Source organism: Variovorax sp. GW822-FHT04A09 (genome assembly GCF_058801005.1).
This window is the reverse complement of the sequence record NZ_JBXAMV010000002.1, coordinates 1141728-1158653: the sequence shown is the minus strand read 5'-3', so window position 1 is coordinate 1158653 and position 16926 is coordinate 1141728. Positions and strand designations below refer to the sequence as shown.

The following is a 16926-nucleotide window of genomic DNA, read 5'->3' as shown; positions in this document are numbered from 1 at the left end:
TCAAGGTTTCGCGTCATCGGCGGCCACGCCGACATGCCGCAGCGTGACGGCGGCCAGCACCGCGAGGACCGCGATGCTGACGGCGCTGGTGGCTGCGGCGGCATTCATTCCTGCGAGGAAGGCGGCTTGCGCCTGTTCGAGCACACCAGCGGGCAATGCATCCGCGACCGCCGTGGCGCCGGCCAGGCTGTCCGATACCGCGCGTTGAAGGTTCACGGCCATGCCATCGATCGGGTCGCCCATCCGCGTGCGATACACCGCCGTCGTCAGGCTGCCCAGCGTGGCGATCCCAACGGCCAGGCCCAGCTCCTGCACCGTTTCGGACAAGGCCGAGGCCGACCCGGCCTTCTCGGGCGGCGCGGCGCCCACCACCAGGTCGGTGCCCAGCGCGGCGATGGTGCCCAGGCCGAGGTACACGAGCGAGAACGAGGCCGTCACCAGCGCGATGCCATGCGGCGTGTGATCGAGCTGGCTCAGCATCAGATAGCCCACGACCGACAGCCCCAGCGCACCCGCCATCACATGGCCCGGCCGGATGCGCCGCGCGAGCAGCGGCGCCGTGATGCCCGCCACCAGCATGGCGAGCGCCGGCGGGCCCATCCACAGCCCGGCCTCCAGTGGTGACAGGCCCGCCACCAGCTGCAGGTACTGGGTCACCAGCAGCATCGTGCCGCCGACACCGATCAGCCCCACCAGCAACACCACCAGCGCGACGCTGAAGGCCCGGCTGGCGAACAGGCCGAGGTCGATCAGCGGATGGCGCAACCGCCGTTGCCGCCGGACGAACCCCAGCGCGAAGGCCAGCCCACCGACGAGCGCCAGCACGGCCCCGACACCGATCCCGTCCTTCGCGACCTGCTTGATGCCGTAGACCACCGGCAGCAAGGCCAGCAGCGACAGCGCGACGCTGGGCAGATCGAGCCGCCCCTGCTGCGGCGCGCGGTACTCCGGCAGCAGGAACGGCGCCGCCACCAGCAGCAGCCCGACCACCGGCAGCGCGACGAGAAAGGCCGCGCCCCAGCCGTGGTGCGCCAGCAGCAGGCCGCCCACCACGGGCCCGGCCGCCATGCCGAGCGCGAACATGGTCGCCCACAGCCCGATGGCGAGCGCGCGCTGGTGCGGGTGCAGGAACATGTTGCTGATCAGCGCCAGCGTCGACGGCATCAGCGTCGCGCCCGCCACGCCGAGCACGGCACGTGCGGCGATCAGCTGGTTGGCGCTGGTCGAACAGGCCGCGATCACCGACGCCACGCCGAACGCCGCCGCCCCCACCATGAGCAGCTTGCGCCGCCCGATGCGGTCGCCCAGCGTGCCCATCGTGACGAGAAAGCCGGCAATCATGAAGCCGTAGGCATCGACGATCCACAGCGCCTGCGCGCTCGTGGGGCGCAGGTCCAGGGCCAGCGCGGGCAGTGCGAGGTGCAACAGCGTGAGGTCGAGGCCGAGCAGCAGGGTCGGCAGCGCCAGCAGCGCGAGCCCCGTCCATTCGCGGGCGCCGGCGCGGCCTTCGCGCCGCGCGGCCGGAAAGCTGTCGGAAAGGGAAAGTGAATCGCAAGGTGCGGTCAAAAGAGGCCTCCGGGTGCACGTTCGGGTTGCGGAAGCCCCATCTTCAGGACAAGATCATCACATTACAATTTAAGCGTTTATCCTATTACTTGAGACAACAGGCTTGATCGAACGCAGCCTCAGCCGCACCAAGAACGAGCTGTCGGAGTTCCTGACCCGGCACCGCCGCAAGCTCACGCCCGCCGATGTGGGCCTGCCCTCGCAAGGGCGGCGGCGCACACCCGGCCTGCGGCGCGAAGAGGTCGCGGTGATGGCCGGCGTGGGGCTCACCTGGTACACCTGGTTCGAACAGGGGCGCGAGATCCAGGTGTCGCAGAAATTCCTGCTCGGCGTGGCGCACGCCCTGAAGCTGGACGACGCCGAATGCAGCCACCTGTTCCTGCTGGCCCACAAGCGCCCGCCGCCGCCCGAGGCCCATCAGCAGGCGTCGGTCACGCCCCGCATCCAGCAGCTCATGGACGAGCTGCCCACCCGCCCCGCCTACGTCTTCAACCTGCGTTGGGACGTGGTGGCCTGGAACGCCGCGGCCGACGCGCTCTTCGGCTTCAGCGCGCGCGAGCGCGAGGCGCGCAACCTCCTTCGCATGGTGTTCGCCGACCCCGAACTGCGCCCGCGCCTGCCCGCCTGGCGCGACGATGCGCCCGGGCTGCTGGCGCAATTCCGATACGACTTCGCCATTGCGCCCGACGATCCGGCCATGCGGGGTCTGGTCACGGACCTGAAAGCGCTCTCGCCCGACTTCCGCCGCTGGTGGGACACCCCCGACAGCGCGCCCGCCCGGCGCGGGCTCGGATGCGTACAGATGGCCGACAGCGGACCGTTGGAGTTTCACCACGAAACACTCGTGGTCGACACGCACCGGCACCTGCGGATGGCGGTGTATTTCGTGCAGCCGGCACCGGGCTGAACACCGGGGCCTGTGCGGCAGATAAGCGCCGTCAGCGCCCATTTCGAGGGTTTTCGAGGGTTTTGTGGCGTCATCCACGGTGCGGGCACGCACGTTGCATGGTCTCGTGCCAGGCGCCGGCGAGCGCTGCACAGGGGGAGCTGACACGCGATGCCGACGCGTTTCAGAAAGCAAGCAGATGAACTTTCGGCCGACTTTCGCTGTCCCTCCACCCCATGATCAAACGCTGGCCCCTCCTCGCGTCCATCTTTTCGCTCTGTGCCCTCCTGGCAGCCGGCTGTTCGACCCTCGACGAACGCCAGCGCGAATGGATCTTCCAGCCCAGCGACCGCAGCTGGGGCAATTCGGCCCAGATGACCGAAGGCATGCAGGATGTCTGGATCGACTTCCAGTCGTCCATCACCGGTGAACCGGCGCGCCTGCACGGCCTGTGGCTCGGCGGCGCCCCCGAAACCACCGAGACCCCCGTGCTGCTGTACCTGCATGGTGCGCGCTACAACGTGGCCGGCTCGGCACCGCGCATCCAGCGCATGCACGAGCTGGGCTTCTCGGTGCTGGCCATCGACTACCGCGGCTTCGGCAAGAGCTCCAAGGGCCTGCCCTCGGAAGCCTCGGCCCGCGAAGACGCCCGCGCCGCCTGGACCTGGCTCGCCGCGCGCCATCCGCGCCAGCACCGTTACATCTTCGGCCACTCGCTGGGCGGCGCCATCGGCATCGACCTGGCGGCCACGGTGAACGACGAGAGCGGCACCATCGTCGAAAGCACCTTCACCTCCATCGCCGACGTGGCCAGCAGCTTCAAGTGGGGCTGGCTGCCCTTCGGCCCGTTCATCACGCAGCGCTTCGAGGCGATTCGCACCGTCAAGGACATCGGCGCGCCGCTGCTCGTGGTGCACGGCACCGCCGACAGCCTGATCAACCCGACGCTCGGGCGCAAGCTGTACGACGCGGCCACGGTGCCCAAGATGTTCGTGCTGGTCGAGGGCGGCTCGCACCACAACACCAACTCGGTGGGCGCGACGCAGTACCGCGCGGCGCTGTCGCAGCTGTTTCGCATGAAGCCCGAGGACAGCAGCACCGTGGCGGACAGCCGGCCGCAGCCGCGGCTGGTGTCGCCGCGGCCTGCACCGCCTTCATTGCCTTCCGCGGCGCTGTCGCCGCAAGAGGTGCGGGGCGAGGCGCACACGCCCGCGCCCGCCGCCATCTAAACCGGCTTCTTCAACCGGTTCCGTTCCCGCGTCAGGCCGAGGCCAGGTCGAACGGCAGCTGGCGCAAGGGCTTGCCCGTCAGCCGCGCCACGGCATTCGCGAAAGCAGGCGCCAGCGGCGGCAGGCCGGGTTCCCCCATGCCCTTGGGCGCATCGGCACTCGGCACGATGTGCACGTCGAACTCGGGCACCTGCGTGATGCGCGCCACGGTGAAGTCGCCGTAGTTGCCCTGCTGCACGACGCCGTCCTTCAGCGTGATGGCGCTGCCCTGCAGGCAGGTCGACAGCCCCATCACCGCCGCGCCCTGCACCTGCGCTTCCACGCTGCGCGGGTTCACCGCCAGGTTGCAGTGCACGCCCGAGGTCACGCGGTGCAGCACCGGCTGGCCGTCCTTCACCGACGCTTCGACCACATAGGCCACCACCGACTCGAAGGACTCGTGCACGGCCACGCCCCAGGCGCGGCCTTCGGCCAGCTTCTTCTTGCCGTAGCCGCTCTTGTCCACGGCCAGTTGCAGCGCGGCGCGGTGGCGCGGGTGCTTGTCGCCGAAGAGGCTCATGCGGTAGGCCACCGGGTCCTGCTTGGTCGTGCGGGCGATCTCGTCGATGAGCGTTTCCATCACGAAGGCCGTGTGCGTGGAGCCCACGCTGCGCCACCACAGCACCGGCACGTTGACCTGCGGGTGATGCACCGTGAGGCGCATCGGCACGGGGTAAGGATCGCGCATGCCTTCAACGGCCGTGGCGTCGATGCCGTCCTTCACCATGGAGCCGGCGAACACCGTGCCCGCCGTGATCGACTGGCCGACGATCACGTGGTCCCACGCGAGGATCTTGCCGCGCGCGTCGAAGCCGATGCGGGCGCGGTGCAGGTGCATGGGGCGGTAGTAGCCACCCTTGATGTCGTCCTCGCGGCTCCACAGCAGGCGCACCGGTGCGTCTTTCAGGCCGGCGGTGCGCGCGGCCTTGGCGATCTCGCAGGCCTCGACCACGAAGTCGCTCGATCCCACGAAGCGCCGGCCGAAGCCGCCGCCCGCCATCTGCACGTTCACCTTCACCTGCGCGGGGTCGAGCTTCAACGTGCGTGCCGCGGCCTGGCCGTCGAGGTCGGCGGACTGGGTGCCGACCCACAGCTCGGCGCGGCCGTCCGACAGCTTCACGGTGCAGTTCTCCGGCTCCATGGGCGCGTGGGCCAGGTAGGGAAACACGAACTCGGCCTCGAGCTTGTGCGGCGCGCCGGCCAACGGCGCCATGTCGGCGTCGAACTTGCGGTTGCCGGGGCGGCCGGCGAGTTCGCGGTACTGGGCCAGCTGCTTGTCGCTGTCGACCTTCTCCACCGCATCGGTGTTCCACTGCAGCTTGAGCGCATCGCGGCCCAGCTTGGCGGGCCAGTAGCCGTCGGCCACCACGGCCACGCCTTCGGCGCCACGGTCCAGCGGAATGCGCAGCACGGCCTTCACGCCCTTGACGGCGCGCGCGGCGCTGTCGTCCACCGAGGCCAGGCGGGCACCGAACACGGGCGGATGCGCCACCACGGCCGTGAGCAGGCCGGGCTGCTTCACGTCGATGCCGAAGTCCTGTCGCCCGCTGCTCTTGGCGCGCGCGTCCAGGCGCGTGGTCGGGCGGCCGATGATTCGGAAGTCCTTCGGGCTCTTGAGCGTGACCGTCTCGGGCACCGGCAGCGCCATGGCCGCTTCGGCCAGCTCGCCGTAGCCCGCCTTGCGCCCGCCGGGGCCGATCACCGTGCCGGCCTGCGTGCGCAGCGTGGCCACGTCGACCTTCCAGCGCTGCGCCGCGGCCGACAGCAGCATGGCCCGCGCACGCGCGCCCAGTTCGCGGTACTGGGTGTAGCTGTTCTTGATCGAGTTGGAGCCGCCGGTCAGGTGCATGCCGAACAGCGGGTCGGCGTAGGCCGCATCGTTGGTGCCGCTGCGGCTGCGCACCAGGGCCCAGTCGGCGTCGAGCTCCTCGGCCAGGATCATCGGCAGGCCGGTCTGCACGCCCTGGCCGAACTCGAGGCGGTTGATGGTCACCGTGACCTCGCCGTTGGGCGCGATCTGCACGAAGGCCGAGGGCTGTTGCGTCGGCTTGAGCGCACCGCCGGCCTTGGCCGGGCCGTCGGCCTGCGCCATGGCCATGTGAGGGAAAGCGCCGAGCACGAGGCCGCCGGCGCCGGCCATCTTCAGGAAGCTGCGGCGGGGCAGCGTGGCGACCTCGTCGGATGCATCGGTCGCAGGCTGGACCATCAGGCGCTGCAGCGCGCGCGGCAGGTCGTTGTAGTCAATGTTGGGCAGCATGGTGGCGACTCCTTAGGCGAGGGTCTTGGCCGCATCGGCCACGGCGGCGCGGATGCGGGCGTAGGTGCCGCAGCGGCAGATGTTGCCGGCCATGGCCGAGTCGATCTCGTCGGTGCTGGGCTGCTTGCCCTTGGGCAGCGACTGCAGGAAGGCGGTCGCGCTCATGATCTGGCCGCTCTGGCAGTAGCCGCACTGCGCGACGTCGTGCTTGACCCACGCGGCATGCACGGCCGCGCCCACGCGGTCGTTGCCGCCGGTCACGGCTTCGATGGTGGTGATCTTCTTGCCCTCGGCCGCCGCGATGGGCGTGATGCACGAGCGGATGGCCTGGCCGTCCATGTGCACGGTGCAGGCGCCGCACAGCGCCGCGCCGCAACCGAACTTGGTGCCGGTCATGCCCAGCGTGTCGCGCAGGGCCCAGAGGATGGGGGTGCCGGGGTCGGCGTCGACCGTGTGGTCACGGCCGTTGACGTGGAGCGCGCTCATGTTGGTTTTCTCCGTGGGTAGGTGGGATGGGTCGGATTCACTTGGCGCCGTCGAGCACCCATTGCGCGAGCGCCTGCAGGTCCGCGTCGGGCACCTGGGCTTGCGCGGGCATGGGCATCGCGCCCCACTTGCCCGAGCTGCCGGCCTTCATGCTGGCGGCCAGCTGCGCGGCCGTGCCCTTGCCGTCGCCGTAGCGTGCGCCGATCTCTTTCCAGGAAGGGCCCACCACCTTCACGGCGGCTTGGTGGCAGGCCACGCACGCGTACTTCTGCGCCAGCGCGGTGCTGGCAAAGGCGGGCGCGGACCCGGCCATGCTCGCGCCGATGGCCAGTGCGGCCACGAGCGAGGCGGTGATGCGATGCGGATGTCGTTCGTCGTGGGTCATTTCTTTTTTCATCATCGTGGAGGGGAAGCACGGTCCTCGCGCCGCGCGCGGCAGGACTTCACGGCGGCCAGTGTCCGATGAAGCGCCCACGGCCACTTGCCCAATCCGCGCGCGTTCTTGCCTGAAACAACGAGACTGCGCCAAAAACGCCAAGCGCATGAGAAGCGCCCGCTAGACTTTGCGCAAGCACCCGAAAGGATTCAGATGGAAGTGCTACAGCCGACGCAGCCAGACGATTCGGCCGTCCTCGGTGCCCTGGCCGCGGCCGTCGGGCGCATTGCCCGAAACGACGGCGACCACGCCACCGCCATTCCCGAACTCTCGCTGCACCGCCGCAGCGCCGCGACCGAGCCCGTGCATTGCATCTACGGCTTCGGCCTGGGCATCACCGTCGGCGGACAGAAGCGCGCGGCGCTCGGCGACGAGATCTATGAATACGGCGCGGGCCAGTCGCTGCTGATCACGGCCGACCTGCCCGTGGTGGCGCACGTCACCCGCGCCAGCGCGGCGCAGCCCTTCCTGGGCCTCATGATCCGGCTCGATCCGCGCGCCATCGTGCAGGTGGCGACCGAGATGGCGTTGCCGCCGCCGTCCAGGGAGCCCCACAACCAGCGCGCCCTGTCGCTGGGCGCGCTCGACGCGACGCTGCTGGGCACCGTCACGCGGCTCGTCGAGCTGCTGGCCGAGCCCCGGCTCGTTCCGCAGCTCGCGCCGCTGCTGCAGAAGGAAATCGTCGTGCGCCTGCTCGCCGGGCGCCACGGCCCGCAGCTGCAGCGCCTCATGACCGTGGGCTCGCCCAGCCAGCAGGTGGCGCAGAGCCTGGCGTGGCTCAAGATGAATTTCAGGAAGCCCGTGCAGGCGGACGAACTGGCCGCGTCCGCGCACATGAGCCCGTCGACCTACCGCCAGCACTTCCGCGCCGTGACCGGCATGAGCCCGATGCAGTACCTGAAGCAGCTGCGCCTGCAGGAAGCGCGGCAGCTGATGCTGAACCAGAACATCGATGCCGGCACCGCCGGCGTGCGCGTGGGCTACGAAAGCGCCTCGCAGTTCAGCCGCGAGTACGCGCGCCTGTTCGGTGCGCCGCCGCTGCGCGACATCCGGCGGATGCGGGACGCGACCGCCGTCGCCTGACGCACGGCGTCGCGGGCAAGCCCCGCGCAGCCGCCCGGCGTCCCAGACAAGCCCCGTGCAGCGGCCCGGCGCGTGTCATTTGCTACCCTCGACGCATGCCCCCCGCTTCCCCTGTTCCCCCGCGCTACATCGCGCTCGCCGGCCCCACCGCGTCCGGCAAGACCGCCGTGGCCCTGGCCGTGGCCCGGCTGCAGCCGGTCGAGATCGTCAGCGTCGACTCGGCGCTGGTCTACCGCGGCATGGACATCGGCACCGCCAAGCCCACCGCCGCCGAGCAGGCCGCCGTGCCGCACCACCTGATCGACATCCTCGACGCGCGCGACAGCTACAGCGCCGCCGCCTTCGTGACCGACGCCACCCGGCTCATCGACGCCATCCGCGCACGCGGCGCGCTGCCCCTGCTCGTGGGCGGCACCATGCTGTACTTCAAGGCGCTGTTCGACGGCATCGACGCCATGCCCGCCGCCGACCCCGCCGTGCGCGCGCGCCTCGATGCCGAAGCTGCCGCGCTCGGCTGGCCCGCCATGCACGCGCGGCTGGCGCAGGTCGACCCCGTCACCGCCGCGCGGCTCGCGCCGCAGGACAGCCAGCGCATCCAGCGCGCGCTCGAGGTGTGGGAAAGCAGCGGCCAGCCGCTGTCGAGCTTCCATGCGAGCGACACCAAGGCCGCCAAGGCCGTCGACGGCGGCGTGCTCGTGTCGCTTGAACCCGAGGACCGCGCCTGGCTGCACGGCCGCATCGCCGAGCGCTTCGACGCCATGCTCGCGGCCGGCTTTCTCGACGAAGTGAAGGCACTGCGCGCGCGCGGCGACCTGTCGCCCGACCTGCCCTCGATGCGCTGCGTCGGCTACCGCCAGGCCTGGGAGATGTTCGACGCCTGCGGCGACGCACCGCCCGACGCCAAGGCCCTGGGCGAGCTGCGCGAGCGCGGCATTGCCGCCACGCGCCAGCTCGCCAAGCGGCAGATCACCTGGCTGCGCAGCATGCCGCAGCGCACCGTGATCGCCTGCGACGCGCCCGACGCGGTGCAGGCCGCCGTGCGGCACATCGCGCAGATCGCTGGTTCGGCGACACCGGCATGACCCTGCACCTCTCCAACCTCGGCAAGCACTACGGCGACGCGCCCGTCTTCGAACACGTGAGCCTGCAGGTCGCGCCCGGCGAGTTCGTCGCCATCGTCGGCGAATCGGGCGTGGGCAAATCGACCCTGCTCAACTGCATGGCCGGCCTCGACACTTGGGATGAAGGCAGCGTGTCGCACGACGGCACCGACATCGGCGCGCTCGACGGCGAAGCCCGCGCGCTGTGGCGCCGCCAGCATGTGGGCTTCGTGTTCCAGGCCTTCCACGTGCTGCCGCACCTCGACGTGGCGCAGAACGTGTCGCTGCCGCTGATGCTCTTGGGTCGCCCGCGCGAAGACGCGCGCGTGGCCCACATGCTGGAGGCCGTCGGCCTGCCCGGCATGGGCGCGCGGCTGCCGCAGACGCTCTCAGGCGGCCAGCTGCAGCGCGTGGCCATCGCCCGCGCGCTGGTGCACCGGCCCGCGCTGCTGCTCGCCGACGAGCCCACCGGCAACCTCGACCCATCGACCGCCGCGAAGGTGATGGACCTGCTGATCGGCCAGACGCGCGAGCACGGCGCCTCGCTGGTGCTGGTCACGCACTCGGAGAGCGCCGCGGCGCGTGCGGACCGGTTGCTGCACCTGACGGCGAGCGGTATCCGGGCCTGAAAAGAATCAGCCGATCAGCGAGGCGTAGCGCGACAGGTCGACGTTCCCGCCGCTGATCACGATGCCCACGCGCTGGCCTTCGATGGCCTTCGCGGCCGCGATGGCGCCCGCGAACGCGAGGCACCCCGTCGGCTCCACCACCATCTTCATGCGCTCCGCGAAGAAGCGCATCGCCTCGACAAGCTGCTCATCGGTCACCGTGAAGATGTCATCGACGTCGCGTTGGATGATCCCGAAGGTGTACTCGCCCAGGTGCTGCGTCTGCGCGCCGTCGGCGATGGTCTTGGGCGTGTCGATGTGCACGATCTTCCCGGCGCGCAGCGACTGCTGGCCGTCGTTGCCGGCCTCGGGCTCCACGCCGTAGACCTTGCAGGCGGGCGACAGCGCACGCGCCGACAGCGCCGAGCCCGACAGCAACCCGCCGCCGCCGAGGCACACGAAGAGGTGGTCGAGCGGGCCGGTCTCTTCGATGAGTTCCTTCACCGCCGTGCCCTGCCCCGTCAGCACATCGGGGTGGTCGTAGGGCGGAATCATCGTCATGCCGCGTTCCTGCGCGAGCCGCTTCGTCAGCGCCTCGCGGTCTTCGGTGAAGCGGTCGTACATCACCACTTCGGCGCCGTAGCCCTTCGTGGCCGCGACCTTCGCGGCGGGCGCGTCCTTGGGCATGACGATCACGGCCGGCATCGACAGCAGGCGTGCCGACAGTGCGATGGCCTGCGCGTGGTTGCCCGACGAGAACGCGATCACGCCGCCTTTGCGCTGTGCCGCGTCGAACTTCGACAGCGCATTGAACGCACCGCGGAACTTGAACGCGCCCATGCGCTGGAAGTTCTCGCACTTGAAGAAGAACTGCGCGCCCCAGCGCTCGTTGGCGGTGGTCGATTGCAGCACCGGCGTGCGGTGGGCATGGCCTTCGAGCCGCGCGGCCGCGGCGATGACATCGTCGTAGGTAGGGAGTTGCATGGGTCGAGCTTAGCGGCGGCACGCCGTTCCTTGCAGCCCCGATGGGTAAAAACCCGGGGATGCGCCCCGGCGCCGAAGTCCGTACTCTGTATACAGAGTTCAGAAAAGGCCCGTCATGCCCGCCCAGTTGCTCAGCATCGAAGTCGCCCCCGACCTCGTCGACCAGGTCTACCGCGCCCTGCTCGGCGCCATCAGCAGCGGCGCGCTCGCGCCGGGCGAGCGGCTCACGCAGGAGGACATCGCGGCGCGGCTCGCGGTGTCACGCCAGCCGGTGCTGCAGGCGCTGCGGCTGCTCAAGAAAGACGGCTTCGTGCAGGACGCGCCGGGCCGCGGCGTGCTGGTGGCGCCGCTGGAGGCCGAGGCGATGCGCAAGGTCTACCAGGTGCGCGGCGCGCTCGACGTGCTGGCCGCGCGGCTGGCGGCGCAGCAGCGCTTTCGCATCGACCCGAAGCTCATCGAACGCGGCCGGCGCGCGGCGCGCGGGCGCAATGTCGAAGCCATGATCGACGCCGATGTGGCCTTTCACCAGGCCATCTACGCCGCCTCGGGCAACCCGCTGATCGGCCAGAGCGCCGACCCGCACTGGCGCCACCTGCGCCGCGCGATGGGCGCGGTGCTGCAGGCCGAGCCGCAGCGCGAGTCGCTGTGGGACGAGCACGAAGCCATTGCCGACGCCATTGCCGCCGGCGACGTCGAACGCGCCGCGCGCCTGAGCGACGAGCACGTCTCGCGCGCCAGCGACGCGCTGGCCGAGCGGCTCGCGCAGCAGCTGGCACGCACGGCATCCGCATCTGGAACCCCCACCAAAAAAGGAGACAAGGCATGAAGCTGACCCCCGAGCAACGCGCGCAGTTCGAGCGCGAGGGCTACCTGTTCTTCCCCGGCCACTTCTCGCCCGAAGAGACGAAGGTGCTGACCGAGGCGGTGCCCGACCTGTACAGCAAGCGTGCGGCCTTCAACGTGCGCGAGAAGGGCTCCGACGCCGTGCGCACGAACTTCGCGGCGCACCTCATCAGTGAGCCCTTCGCGCGGCTGGCGCGGCACCCGCGCATGGTCGAGCCGGTGATGGACCTGTTCGACGAGGCGGTCTACATGCACCAGTTCAAGATCAACGGCAAGATGGCCTTCGAGGGCGACGTATGGCAGTGGCACCAGGACTACGGCACCTGGCTCAACGACGACCTGATGCCTACCGAGCGCGCGATGAACGTGGCCATCTTTCTGGACGAAGTGACCGAGCACAACGGCCCGCTGATGTTCATTCCGGGCAGCCACCGCAAGGGCGTGGTCGATGCCAGGCATGACCTCACGACCACCAGCTACCCGCTGTGGACGGTCGACAACGACCTGATCCGCCAGCTCGTCGACCGCGCCGGCGGCACGCAGGGCGGCATCGTCTCGCCCAAGGGGCCGGCCGGTTCGATGATCCTGTTCCACAGCTGCCTCGTGCATGCCTCGGGCAGCAACCTCTCGCCCTTCAACCGCGTGGCCGTGTACCTGAGCCTGTGCGCGGTCAGCAACCACATCCGCCGCCACCAGCGGCCCGAATACATCGCGCACAGAAACTTCGCGCCGATCGAGGTGCTGCCCGACGACTGCCTGCTGACGCCCTACCCCGTCGAGGTGCCGTGGAAAGACGGCCTGCCCGAGAGCGCGCTGCGCACCTCGCCCGACGTCATCGAAACCGTGGAAGCCTGACCGCCATGAGCCTGCACACCCGCCTGCAACAGCGCGCCGCCGAAGGCCGCCCCATCCGCATCGGCCTGATCGGCGCCGGCAAGTTCGGCGCCATGTACCTGGCGCAGATTCCGCGCACGCCCGGCGTGCAGCTGGTCGCCATTGCCGACCTCTCGCCCGCCGCCGCGCGCGTCAACCTGGAGCGCGTGGGCTGGCAGGCCGAGCGCAGCAACGCCAGCTCGGTGCAGGAGGCGCTGAAGACCGGCGCCACCTGGATCACCGACGACTGGCAGGCCGTGACGCGCGAGCCCAGCATCGACATCGTGGTCGAGTGCACCGGCAACCCGGTCGCCGCCGTCGACCACTGCCTGGACGCCTTTGCGCACGGCAAGCACGTGGTCAACGTGACGGTCGAGGCCGACGCCTTCTGCGGCCCGCTGCTCGCGCACAAGGCGCAGCAGGCCGGCGTGGTGTATTCGCTGGCCTTCGGCGACCAGCCCGCGCTGATCTGCGACCTGGTCGACTGGGCCCGCACCTGCGGCTTTCCGGTGGTGGCGGCCGGGCGCGGCCACAAGTGGCTGCCGCACTTCACCGAATCGACGCCCGAGACCGTGTGGGGCAACTACGGGCTCACGCCCGAGCAGGCGAAACGCGGCGGGCTCAACCCGAAGATGTTCAACAGCTTTCTCGACGGCTCCAAGCCGTCGATCGAAAGCTCGGCCGTGGCCAACGCCACCGGCCTGGGCGTGCCCTCGGACGGCCTGCTCTACCCGCCCGCGAGCGTGGAAGACATTCCCTTCGTCACGCGTCCGAAGAGCGAAGGCGGCGTGCTGGAACGCAAGGGCATGGTCGAGGTGATCTCGTCGCTCGAAGCCGACGGCCGCAAGATTCCCTACGACATCCGCATGGGCGTGTGGGTCACGGTCGAGGCCGAGACCGACTACATCAAGAACTGCTTCGAGGAATACAACGCCCACACCGACCCGAGCGGGCGCTACTTCACGCTGTACAAGCGCTGGCACCTGATCGGGCTCGAAGTGGGCATGTCGGTCGCCAGCGTGGCGCTGCGCGGCGAGCCCACCGGCGTGGCCACCGGCTGGAACGCCGACGTGGTCGCCACCGCCAAGCGCGACCTCGCCGCGGGCGAGATGCTCGACGGCGAAGGCGGCTACACCGTCTGGGGCAAGCTGCTGCCGGCCGAGCGCTCGCTGCGCCTGGGCGGCCTGCCTTTGGGGCTGGCGCACAACGTCAGGCTCGTGCGCCCCGTCAAGAAGGGCCAGAGCCTGAGCTGGGCCGACGTGGCGATGGACACCAGCACCGCCGCCTACCGGCTGCGCCAGGAAATGGAAGCGCTGTTCACGCCCGCGGTGCGCGCCCGCGCGGCCTGAGCGCGGGGCCTGGCGCCCACGTTGCGCCAAAGAGCGAACAGGACAAGAATCTTCTGCTCGGCACCGGTCCGGTGTCGAAATGACCGGCTGCGGGCCGTCATTGTGGTGAGCGCTCTTGCTCGTCAAGCTTTTCCTCACGGAGAAACACCATGCAGTACATGTTGATGTTCTACCAACCCGCGGCCGAATTCGAACAACGCAACGACGCCTCGTCGCAGGCCTACCGCGCCAGCTGGGTCGCGTACGCCGACGCGGTGCGCCAGTCGGGCATTTCGCTCGGCGGCCACGGCCTGCTGCCGCCCATGACCGGCACCACGCTGCGCGTGCGCGGCGACAAGCGCCAGGTGCAGGACGGCCCTTTCGCCGACACCAAGGAACAGCTCGGCGGCTACTTCGTCGTCGACGTGCCCGACCTCGACGCGGCGCTCGAATGGGCCGCGCGTGCGCCCTGCGCCGCCAGCGGCGGTGTCGAAGTGCGGCCGGTCTTCACCGCCACCGCAGCGGCGGGCGCGAGCCAGACGTGACCACTCCGGCGGCACACCACGCCGCCGAACGCGCGGCACGCGAGTCGTACGGGCGGCTGCTGGCCATCCTGTCCGCCCGCACGCACGACATCGCGGCCTCCGAAGACGCCCTGGCCGACGCCTTCGCCCGCGCGCTCGAGCGCTGGCCTACCGACGGCGTGCCGGTGCAGCCCGACGCCTGGCTGCTGAGCGTCGCGCGGCACCGCAAGCTCGACGCCTGGCGCCACAGCCGCGTGCAGGACGACGCCACGCAGACCCTGCTGCTGCTCGCCGGCGAGGTGGACGAGGCCGACCCCGAGGCCACCACCGTGCCCGACGAGCGCCTGCGCCTGCTCTTCGTCTGCGCGCACCCCGCCATCGACGCCGCCGCGCGCGCGCCGCTCATGCTGCAGACCGTGCTCGGGCTCGATGCCGCGCGCATGGCCGGCGCCTTCCTCACCTCGCCGTCCGCGCTGGGCCAGCGGCTGGTGCGCGCCAAGGCCCGCATCCGCGCGGCCGGCATTCCTTTCGAGTACCCGCAGGCACGCGACCTGCCGCGCCGGCTGCGCGACGTGCTCGACGGCATCTACGCCGCCTACGGCACCGGCTGGGACGACGTCGACGGCGCCGACGCCCTGCCGCGCGGCCTGACGACCGAGGCCATCGACCTGGGCCGCATCCTGTGCCGCCTGCTGCCCGCCGAGCCCGAGCCGCTGGGCCTGCTGGCGCTGATGCTGTTCTGCGAGGCGCGCACCGCCGCGCGCCGCACCGAGGCCGGCGCCTACGTGCCGCTCGACCAGCAGGACATCACGCGCTGGGACCACGCGCTGCTGGCCGAGGCCGAGCACCACCTGCGCATCGCGTCGGCCATGCAGTCGCTCGGACCCTACCAGCTCGAGGCCGCGATCCAGTCGGCCCACTGCGAGCGCCGCGCCGGCGCACCGGTGCCGCCCGAGGTGCTGGTGTCGCTGTACGAAGGCCTGCTCGCGCTGCGGCCGAGCATCGGGGCACAGGTGAGCCTGGCGTGCGCGCTGGCGAATGCGCGCGGGCCCGAAACCGGGCTGCGCGCGCTCGATGCGATTCCATCGGACGAGGTGGCGAGCTACCAGCCGTTCTGGGCGGCGCGCGCGCACCTGCTCGCGGCCGGCGGCGCGCGCGTGGCGGCGCGGCAGGCGTACGACCGGGCGATCGGGTTGAGCAGCAATGGGGCGGTGCGGGCGTACCTGCACGCGATGTCGGAACGGGCCTGAGGCGCTCAGTCCTGCGGCACAGCAACCCCGACCCGCCGCCCTTCAAGCCGGCTGCCACCCTGCGTCAGCGTGACGCCGATCACCTCGCCGCCATCCCCACGCCGGAACACGAACTGCGCACCGATGGCCGTCACCGCAAAACGATCCGGCCCGGTGGGCGTGAGAAGGTTGTAGCCCTTGCCCGACTCACGCGCCAGCAAACGCCCATCGCGCACGGTGAAGCCCAGCACCTGCGCCTTGCCGACGCGGAACTCGCCCGCGTAGTCGGCCAGGCGCTTCGGATCGATCGGCACTTCGGTCGTCGGCACCGGGTAGCGGCTCTTGCCGATGGCGAGCATCACGGGCTGCAGCGGCGCGCGCTGGTTGCTGGCCAGCACGATGAGCGCCTCGCCGGTGTCGGGCGCCAGCAGCCAGAGCGTGCGGTAGCCCTCGGTGACGCCCGCGTGGTAGTAGGTGCGCCGGCCGGTCTCGGGGCCGCGCACCATCACGGCATAGCCGATCTCGGCGCCCTCGTAGCGCGCGAGCGGCGTGAGCAGGCGCGCGGCGGCCGGGCCCAGCGGGCCGTGCGCGCCGGCGAGGATGGCGCGGCTGAAGGCCAGCATGTCGGCGGCGGTCGAGCGCAGCGCGCTGGCGGGCGCGTAGGCATGCATGTCGAAGCGGCGCTGGCGCTGGTCGCCCGCGAACGGCGGCGCCATGCGCGAGGCCTTGTCGCCGAGCGGGATCACGGTGTCGTTCATGCCCAGCGGCTCGGTGATGCGCGCGCGCACCAGCTCGCCCCACGAGGTGCCGTAGCGCAGCGCCAGCAGCTGCCCGAGCAGCGCCATGCCGAAGTTGCTGTAGCGCGCCTCGCACGGCGCCGCGACGCCCGTGAGGTGGATGCGCGCGAGCGCGGCCCAGAACATCGGCAGGTCGAAGCTGCGGAACTGTTCGGCCAGCGCGGCCCCACCGGTGACGCCGTCGGCCATCACGGGCAGGCAACCGGTGTGGGTGACGAGCTGCCGCAGCGTGATCGACGCCACGGCGGGCGGCACGCCCTCGGCATGACCGGCCAGCAGCTTGCCCACGCTGTCGTCGAGCGCCACGTCGCCGCGCTCCACGGCCTGCGCCAGCAACAGGCCGGTGAAGACCTTGGTGACGGAGCCGATCTCGAACATCGGCTGCTCCGCGCTGGCCGGCGCAATGGCGCGCGCCACCAGCGGCTCGGGGTTGTGGGCGATGCCGTAGGCGGCCTTGTCGCCGCGCAGCACGCCGACCACCAGCGTGCCGCGCTCGGCGCCGAGCGCGGTGCGGGCCAGCACGGCGGGGTCGCTGGCGAGCGAGAGCGGTGCGGACGGCGGTGCGAGTTGCGCACTCGCCGCGCCCGCCAGCCAGGGCACGAGAAGCCAGGGCGCCAGCCAGCGGCGGCACCAGGCGGAGGGCAGAAGCCGCATCGTC

The 16926-nt window shown here is 70.9% G+C and carries 16 protein-coding genes; 10 read left to right on the top strand and 6 right to left on the bottom strand.

Annotation, left to right across the window (positions count from 1 at the left end; genetic code table 11):
- On the bottom strand, positions 1–1566 hold the full coding sequence (locus AC1RLW_RS16340; RefSeq protein WP_493193933.1) for an MFS transporter: 1566 nt from the start codon (positions 1564–1566) through the stop codon (positions 1–3).
- 103 nt (positions 1567–1669) lie between these two features.
- Between AC1RLW_RS16340 and AC1RLW_RS16335 the strand changes: the two genes are divergently transcribed.
- Together AC1RLW_RS16335 and AC1RLW_RS16330 are read left to right on the top strand one after the other, a co-directional pair.
- Positions 1670–2473: a helix-turn-helix transcriptional regulator gene (locus AC1RLW_RS16335; protein WP_493193932.1), complete on the top strand. Its 804-nt coding sequence runs from the start codon at positions 1670–1672 to the stop codon at positions 2471–2473.
- A gap of 215 nt (positions 2474–2688) precedes the next feature.
- The gene (locus AC1RLW_RS16330; protein ID WP_447745695.1) at positions 2689–3681 is read left to right on the top strand and encodes an alpha/beta hydrolase; all 993 of its coding nucleotides are present in this window, start codon (positions 2689–2691) and stop codon (positions 3679–3681) included.
- A 31-nt stretch (positions 3682–3712) separates the two neighbouring features.
- On the opposite strand, the gene AC1RLW_RS16325 is transcribed toward AC1RLW_RS16330, so the two are convergent.
- The 3 genes from AC1RLW_RS16325 to AC1RLW_RS16315 are packed head-to-tail and all read right to left on the bottom strand — an operon-like array spanning position 3713 to position 6848.
- Positions 3713–5977 (bottom strand): xanthine dehydrogenase family protein molybdopterin-binding subunit, encoded by a 2265-nt coding sequence (locus AC1RLW_RS16325; RefSeq protein ID WP_493193931.1) that lies wholly within the window; start codon positions 5975–5977, stop codon positions 3713–3715.
- A gap of 12 nt (positions 5978–5989) precedes the next feature.
- Positions 5990–6463 carry a (2Fe-2S)-binding protein gene (locus tag AC1RLW_RS16320; protein ID WP_070063074.1) on the bottom strand — a complete coding sequence of 158 codons (474 nt, stop codon included), beginning with the start codon at positions 6461–6463 and terminating at the stop codon, positions 5990–5992.
- Positions 6464–6500: 37 nt separating this feature from the next.
- On the bottom strand, positions 6501–6848 hold the full coding sequence (locus AC1RLW_RS16315; protein WP_492682667.1) for a c-type cytochrome: 348 nt from the start codon (positions 6846–6848) through the stop codon (positions 6501–6503).
- A gap of 204 nt (positions 6849–7052) precedes the next feature.
- Here AC1RLW_RS16315 and AC1RLW_RS16310 point away from each other — a divergent pair, with 204 nt between their 5' ends.
- The 3 genes from AC1RLW_RS16310 to AC1RLW_RS16300 all read left to right on the top strand — a co-directional run bounded on the left by AC1RLW_RS16310 (position 7053) and on the right by AC1RLW_RS16300 (position 9711).
- Positions 7053–7982, top strand: coding sequence for an AraC family transcriptional regulator (locus AC1RLW_RS16310; protein WP_369646454.1), 930 nt, complete (start codon positions 7053–7055; stop codon positions 7980–7982).
- Positions 7983–8077: 95 nt separating this feature from the next.
- On the top strand, positions 8078–9064 hold the full coding sequence (gene miaA / locus AC1RLW_RS16305) for a tRNA (adenosine(37)-N6)-dimethylallyltransferase MiaA (protein ID WP_493193930.1): 987 nt from the start codon (positions 8078–8080) through the stop codon (positions 9062–9064).
- Positions 9061–9711 (top strand): ABC transporter ATP-binding protein, encoded by a 651-nt coding sequence (locus tag AC1RLW_RS16300; protein ID WP_095746026.1) that lies wholly within the window; start codon positions 9061–9063, stop codon positions 9709–9711. Before miaA ends, AC1RLW_RS16300 begins: the two co-directional genes overlap by 4 nt.
- A 6-nt stretch (positions 9712–9717) precedes the next feature.
- Here AC1RLW_RS16300 and AC1RLW_RS16295 read toward each other — a convergent pair whose 3' ends face one another.
- The gene (locus AC1RLW_RS16295) at positions 9718–10674 is read right to left on the bottom strand and encodes a threo-3-hydroxy-L-aspartate ammonia-lyase (RefSeq protein WP_354345061.1); all 957 of its coding nucleotides are present in this window, start codon (positions 10672–10674) and stop codon (positions 9718–9720) included.
- A 115-nt stretch (positions 10675–10789) separates the two neighbouring features.
- Between AC1RLW_RS16295 and AC1RLW_RS16290 the strand changes: the two genes are divergently transcribed.
- From AC1RLW_RS16290 to AC1RLW_RS16270, 5 genes are all read left to right on the top strand, one after another.
- Positions 10790–11500, top strand: a complete 711-nt coding sequence (locus tag AC1RLW_RS16290) for a GntR family transcriptional regulator (protein ID WP_159276143.1) — start codon at positions 10790–10792, stop codon at positions 11498–11500.
- Positions 11497–12372, top strand: coding sequence for a phytanoyl-CoA dioxygenase family protein (locus AC1RLW_RS16285; protein WP_493193928.1), 876 nt, complete (start codon positions 11497–11499; stop codon positions 12370–12372). Before AC1RLW_RS16290 ends, AC1RLW_RS16285 begins: the two co-directional genes overlap by 4 nt.
- 5 nt (positions 12373–12377) lie before the next feature.
- A complete protein-coding gene (locus AC1RLW_RS16280; protein WP_493193926.1) occupies positions 12378–13739 on the top strand; it encodes an NAD(P)H-dependent oxidoreductase in 1362 nt (453 codons plus the stop codon).
- A gap of 149 nt (positions 13740–13888) precedes the next feature.
- Complete coding sequence (locus tag AC1RLW_RS16275; RefSeq protein WP_062478473.1) at positions 13889–14263, top strand: YciI family protein; 375 nt, start codon at positions 13889–13891, stop codon at positions 14261–14263.
- The gene (locus AC1RLW_RS16270; protein WP_493193924.1) at positions 14260–15492 is read left to right on the top strand and encodes an RNA polymerase sigma factor; all 1233 of its coding nucleotides are present in this window, start codon (positions 14260–14262) and stop codon (positions 15490–15492) included. Before AC1RLW_RS16275 ends, AC1RLW_RS16270 begins: the two co-directional genes overlap by 4 nt.
- A 5-nt stretch (positions 15493–15497) precedes the next feature.
- On the opposite strand, the gene AC1RLW_RS16265 is transcribed toward AC1RLW_RS16270, so the two are convergent.
- Positions 15498–16922 carry a serine hydrolase domain-containing protein gene (locus tag AC1RLW_RS16265; RefSeq protein WP_493193922.1) on the bottom strand — a complete coding sequence of 475 codons (1425 nt, stop codon included), beginning with the start codon at positions 16920–16922 and terminating at the stop codon, positions 15498–15500.
- Between the last annotated feature and the right edge of the window lie 4 nt (positions 16923–16926).

Coding starts and splice junctions, on each gene's coding strand:
- AC1RLW_RS16330 (WP_447745695.1), top strand. CDS start 2,689: ATGATCAAACGCTGGCCCCTCCTCGCGTCCATCTTTTCGCTCTGTGCC.
- AC1RLW_RS16290 (WP_159276143.1), top strand. CDS start 10,790: ATGCCCGCCCAGTTGCTCAGCATCGAAGTCGCCCCCGACCTCGTCGAC.
- AC1RLW_RS16285 (WP_493193928.1), top strand. CDS start 11,497: ATGAAGCTGACCCCCGAGCAACGCGCGCAGTTCGAGCGCGAGGGCTAC.
- miaA (WP_493193930.1), top strand. CDS start 8,078: ATGCCCCCCGCTTCCCCTGTTCCCCCGCGCTACATCGCGCTCGCCGGC.
- AC1RLW_RS16300 (WP_095746026.1), top strand. CDS start 9,061: ATGACCCTGCACCTCTCCAACCTCGGCAAGCACTACGGCGACGCGCCC.
- AC1RLW_RS16315 (WP_492682667.1), bottom strand. CDS start 6,848: ATGACCCACGACGAACGACATCCGCATCGCATCACCGCCTCGCTCGTG.
- AC1RLW_RS16295 (WP_354345061.1), bottom strand. CDS start 10,674: ATGCAACTCCCTACCTACGACGATGTCATCGCCGCGGCCGCGCGGCTC.
- AC1RLW_RS16310 (WP_369646454.1), top strand. CDS start 7,053: ATGGAAGTGCTACAGCCGACGCAGCCAGACGATTCGGCCGTCCTCGGT.
- AC1RLW_RS16320 (WP_070063074.1), bottom strand. CDS start 6,463: ATGAGCGCGCTCCACGTCAACGGCCGTGACCACACGGTCGACGCCGAC.
- AC1RLW_RS16280 (WP_493193926.1), top strand. CDS start 12,378: ATGAGCCTGCACACCCGCCTGCAACAGCGCGCCGCCGAAGGCCGCCCC.
- AC1RLW_RS16275 (WP_062478473.1), top strand. CDS start 13,889: ATGCAGTACATGTTGATGTTCTACCAACCCGCGGCCGAATTCGAACAA.
- AC1RLW_RS16265 (WP_493193922.1), bottom strand. CDS start 16,922: ATGCGGCTTCTGCCCTCCGCCTGGTGCCGCCGCTGGCTGGCGCCCTGG.
- AC1RLW_RS16325 (WP_493193931.1), bottom strand. CDS start 5,977: ATGCTGCCCAACATTGACTACAACGACCTGCCGCGCGCGCTGCAGCGC.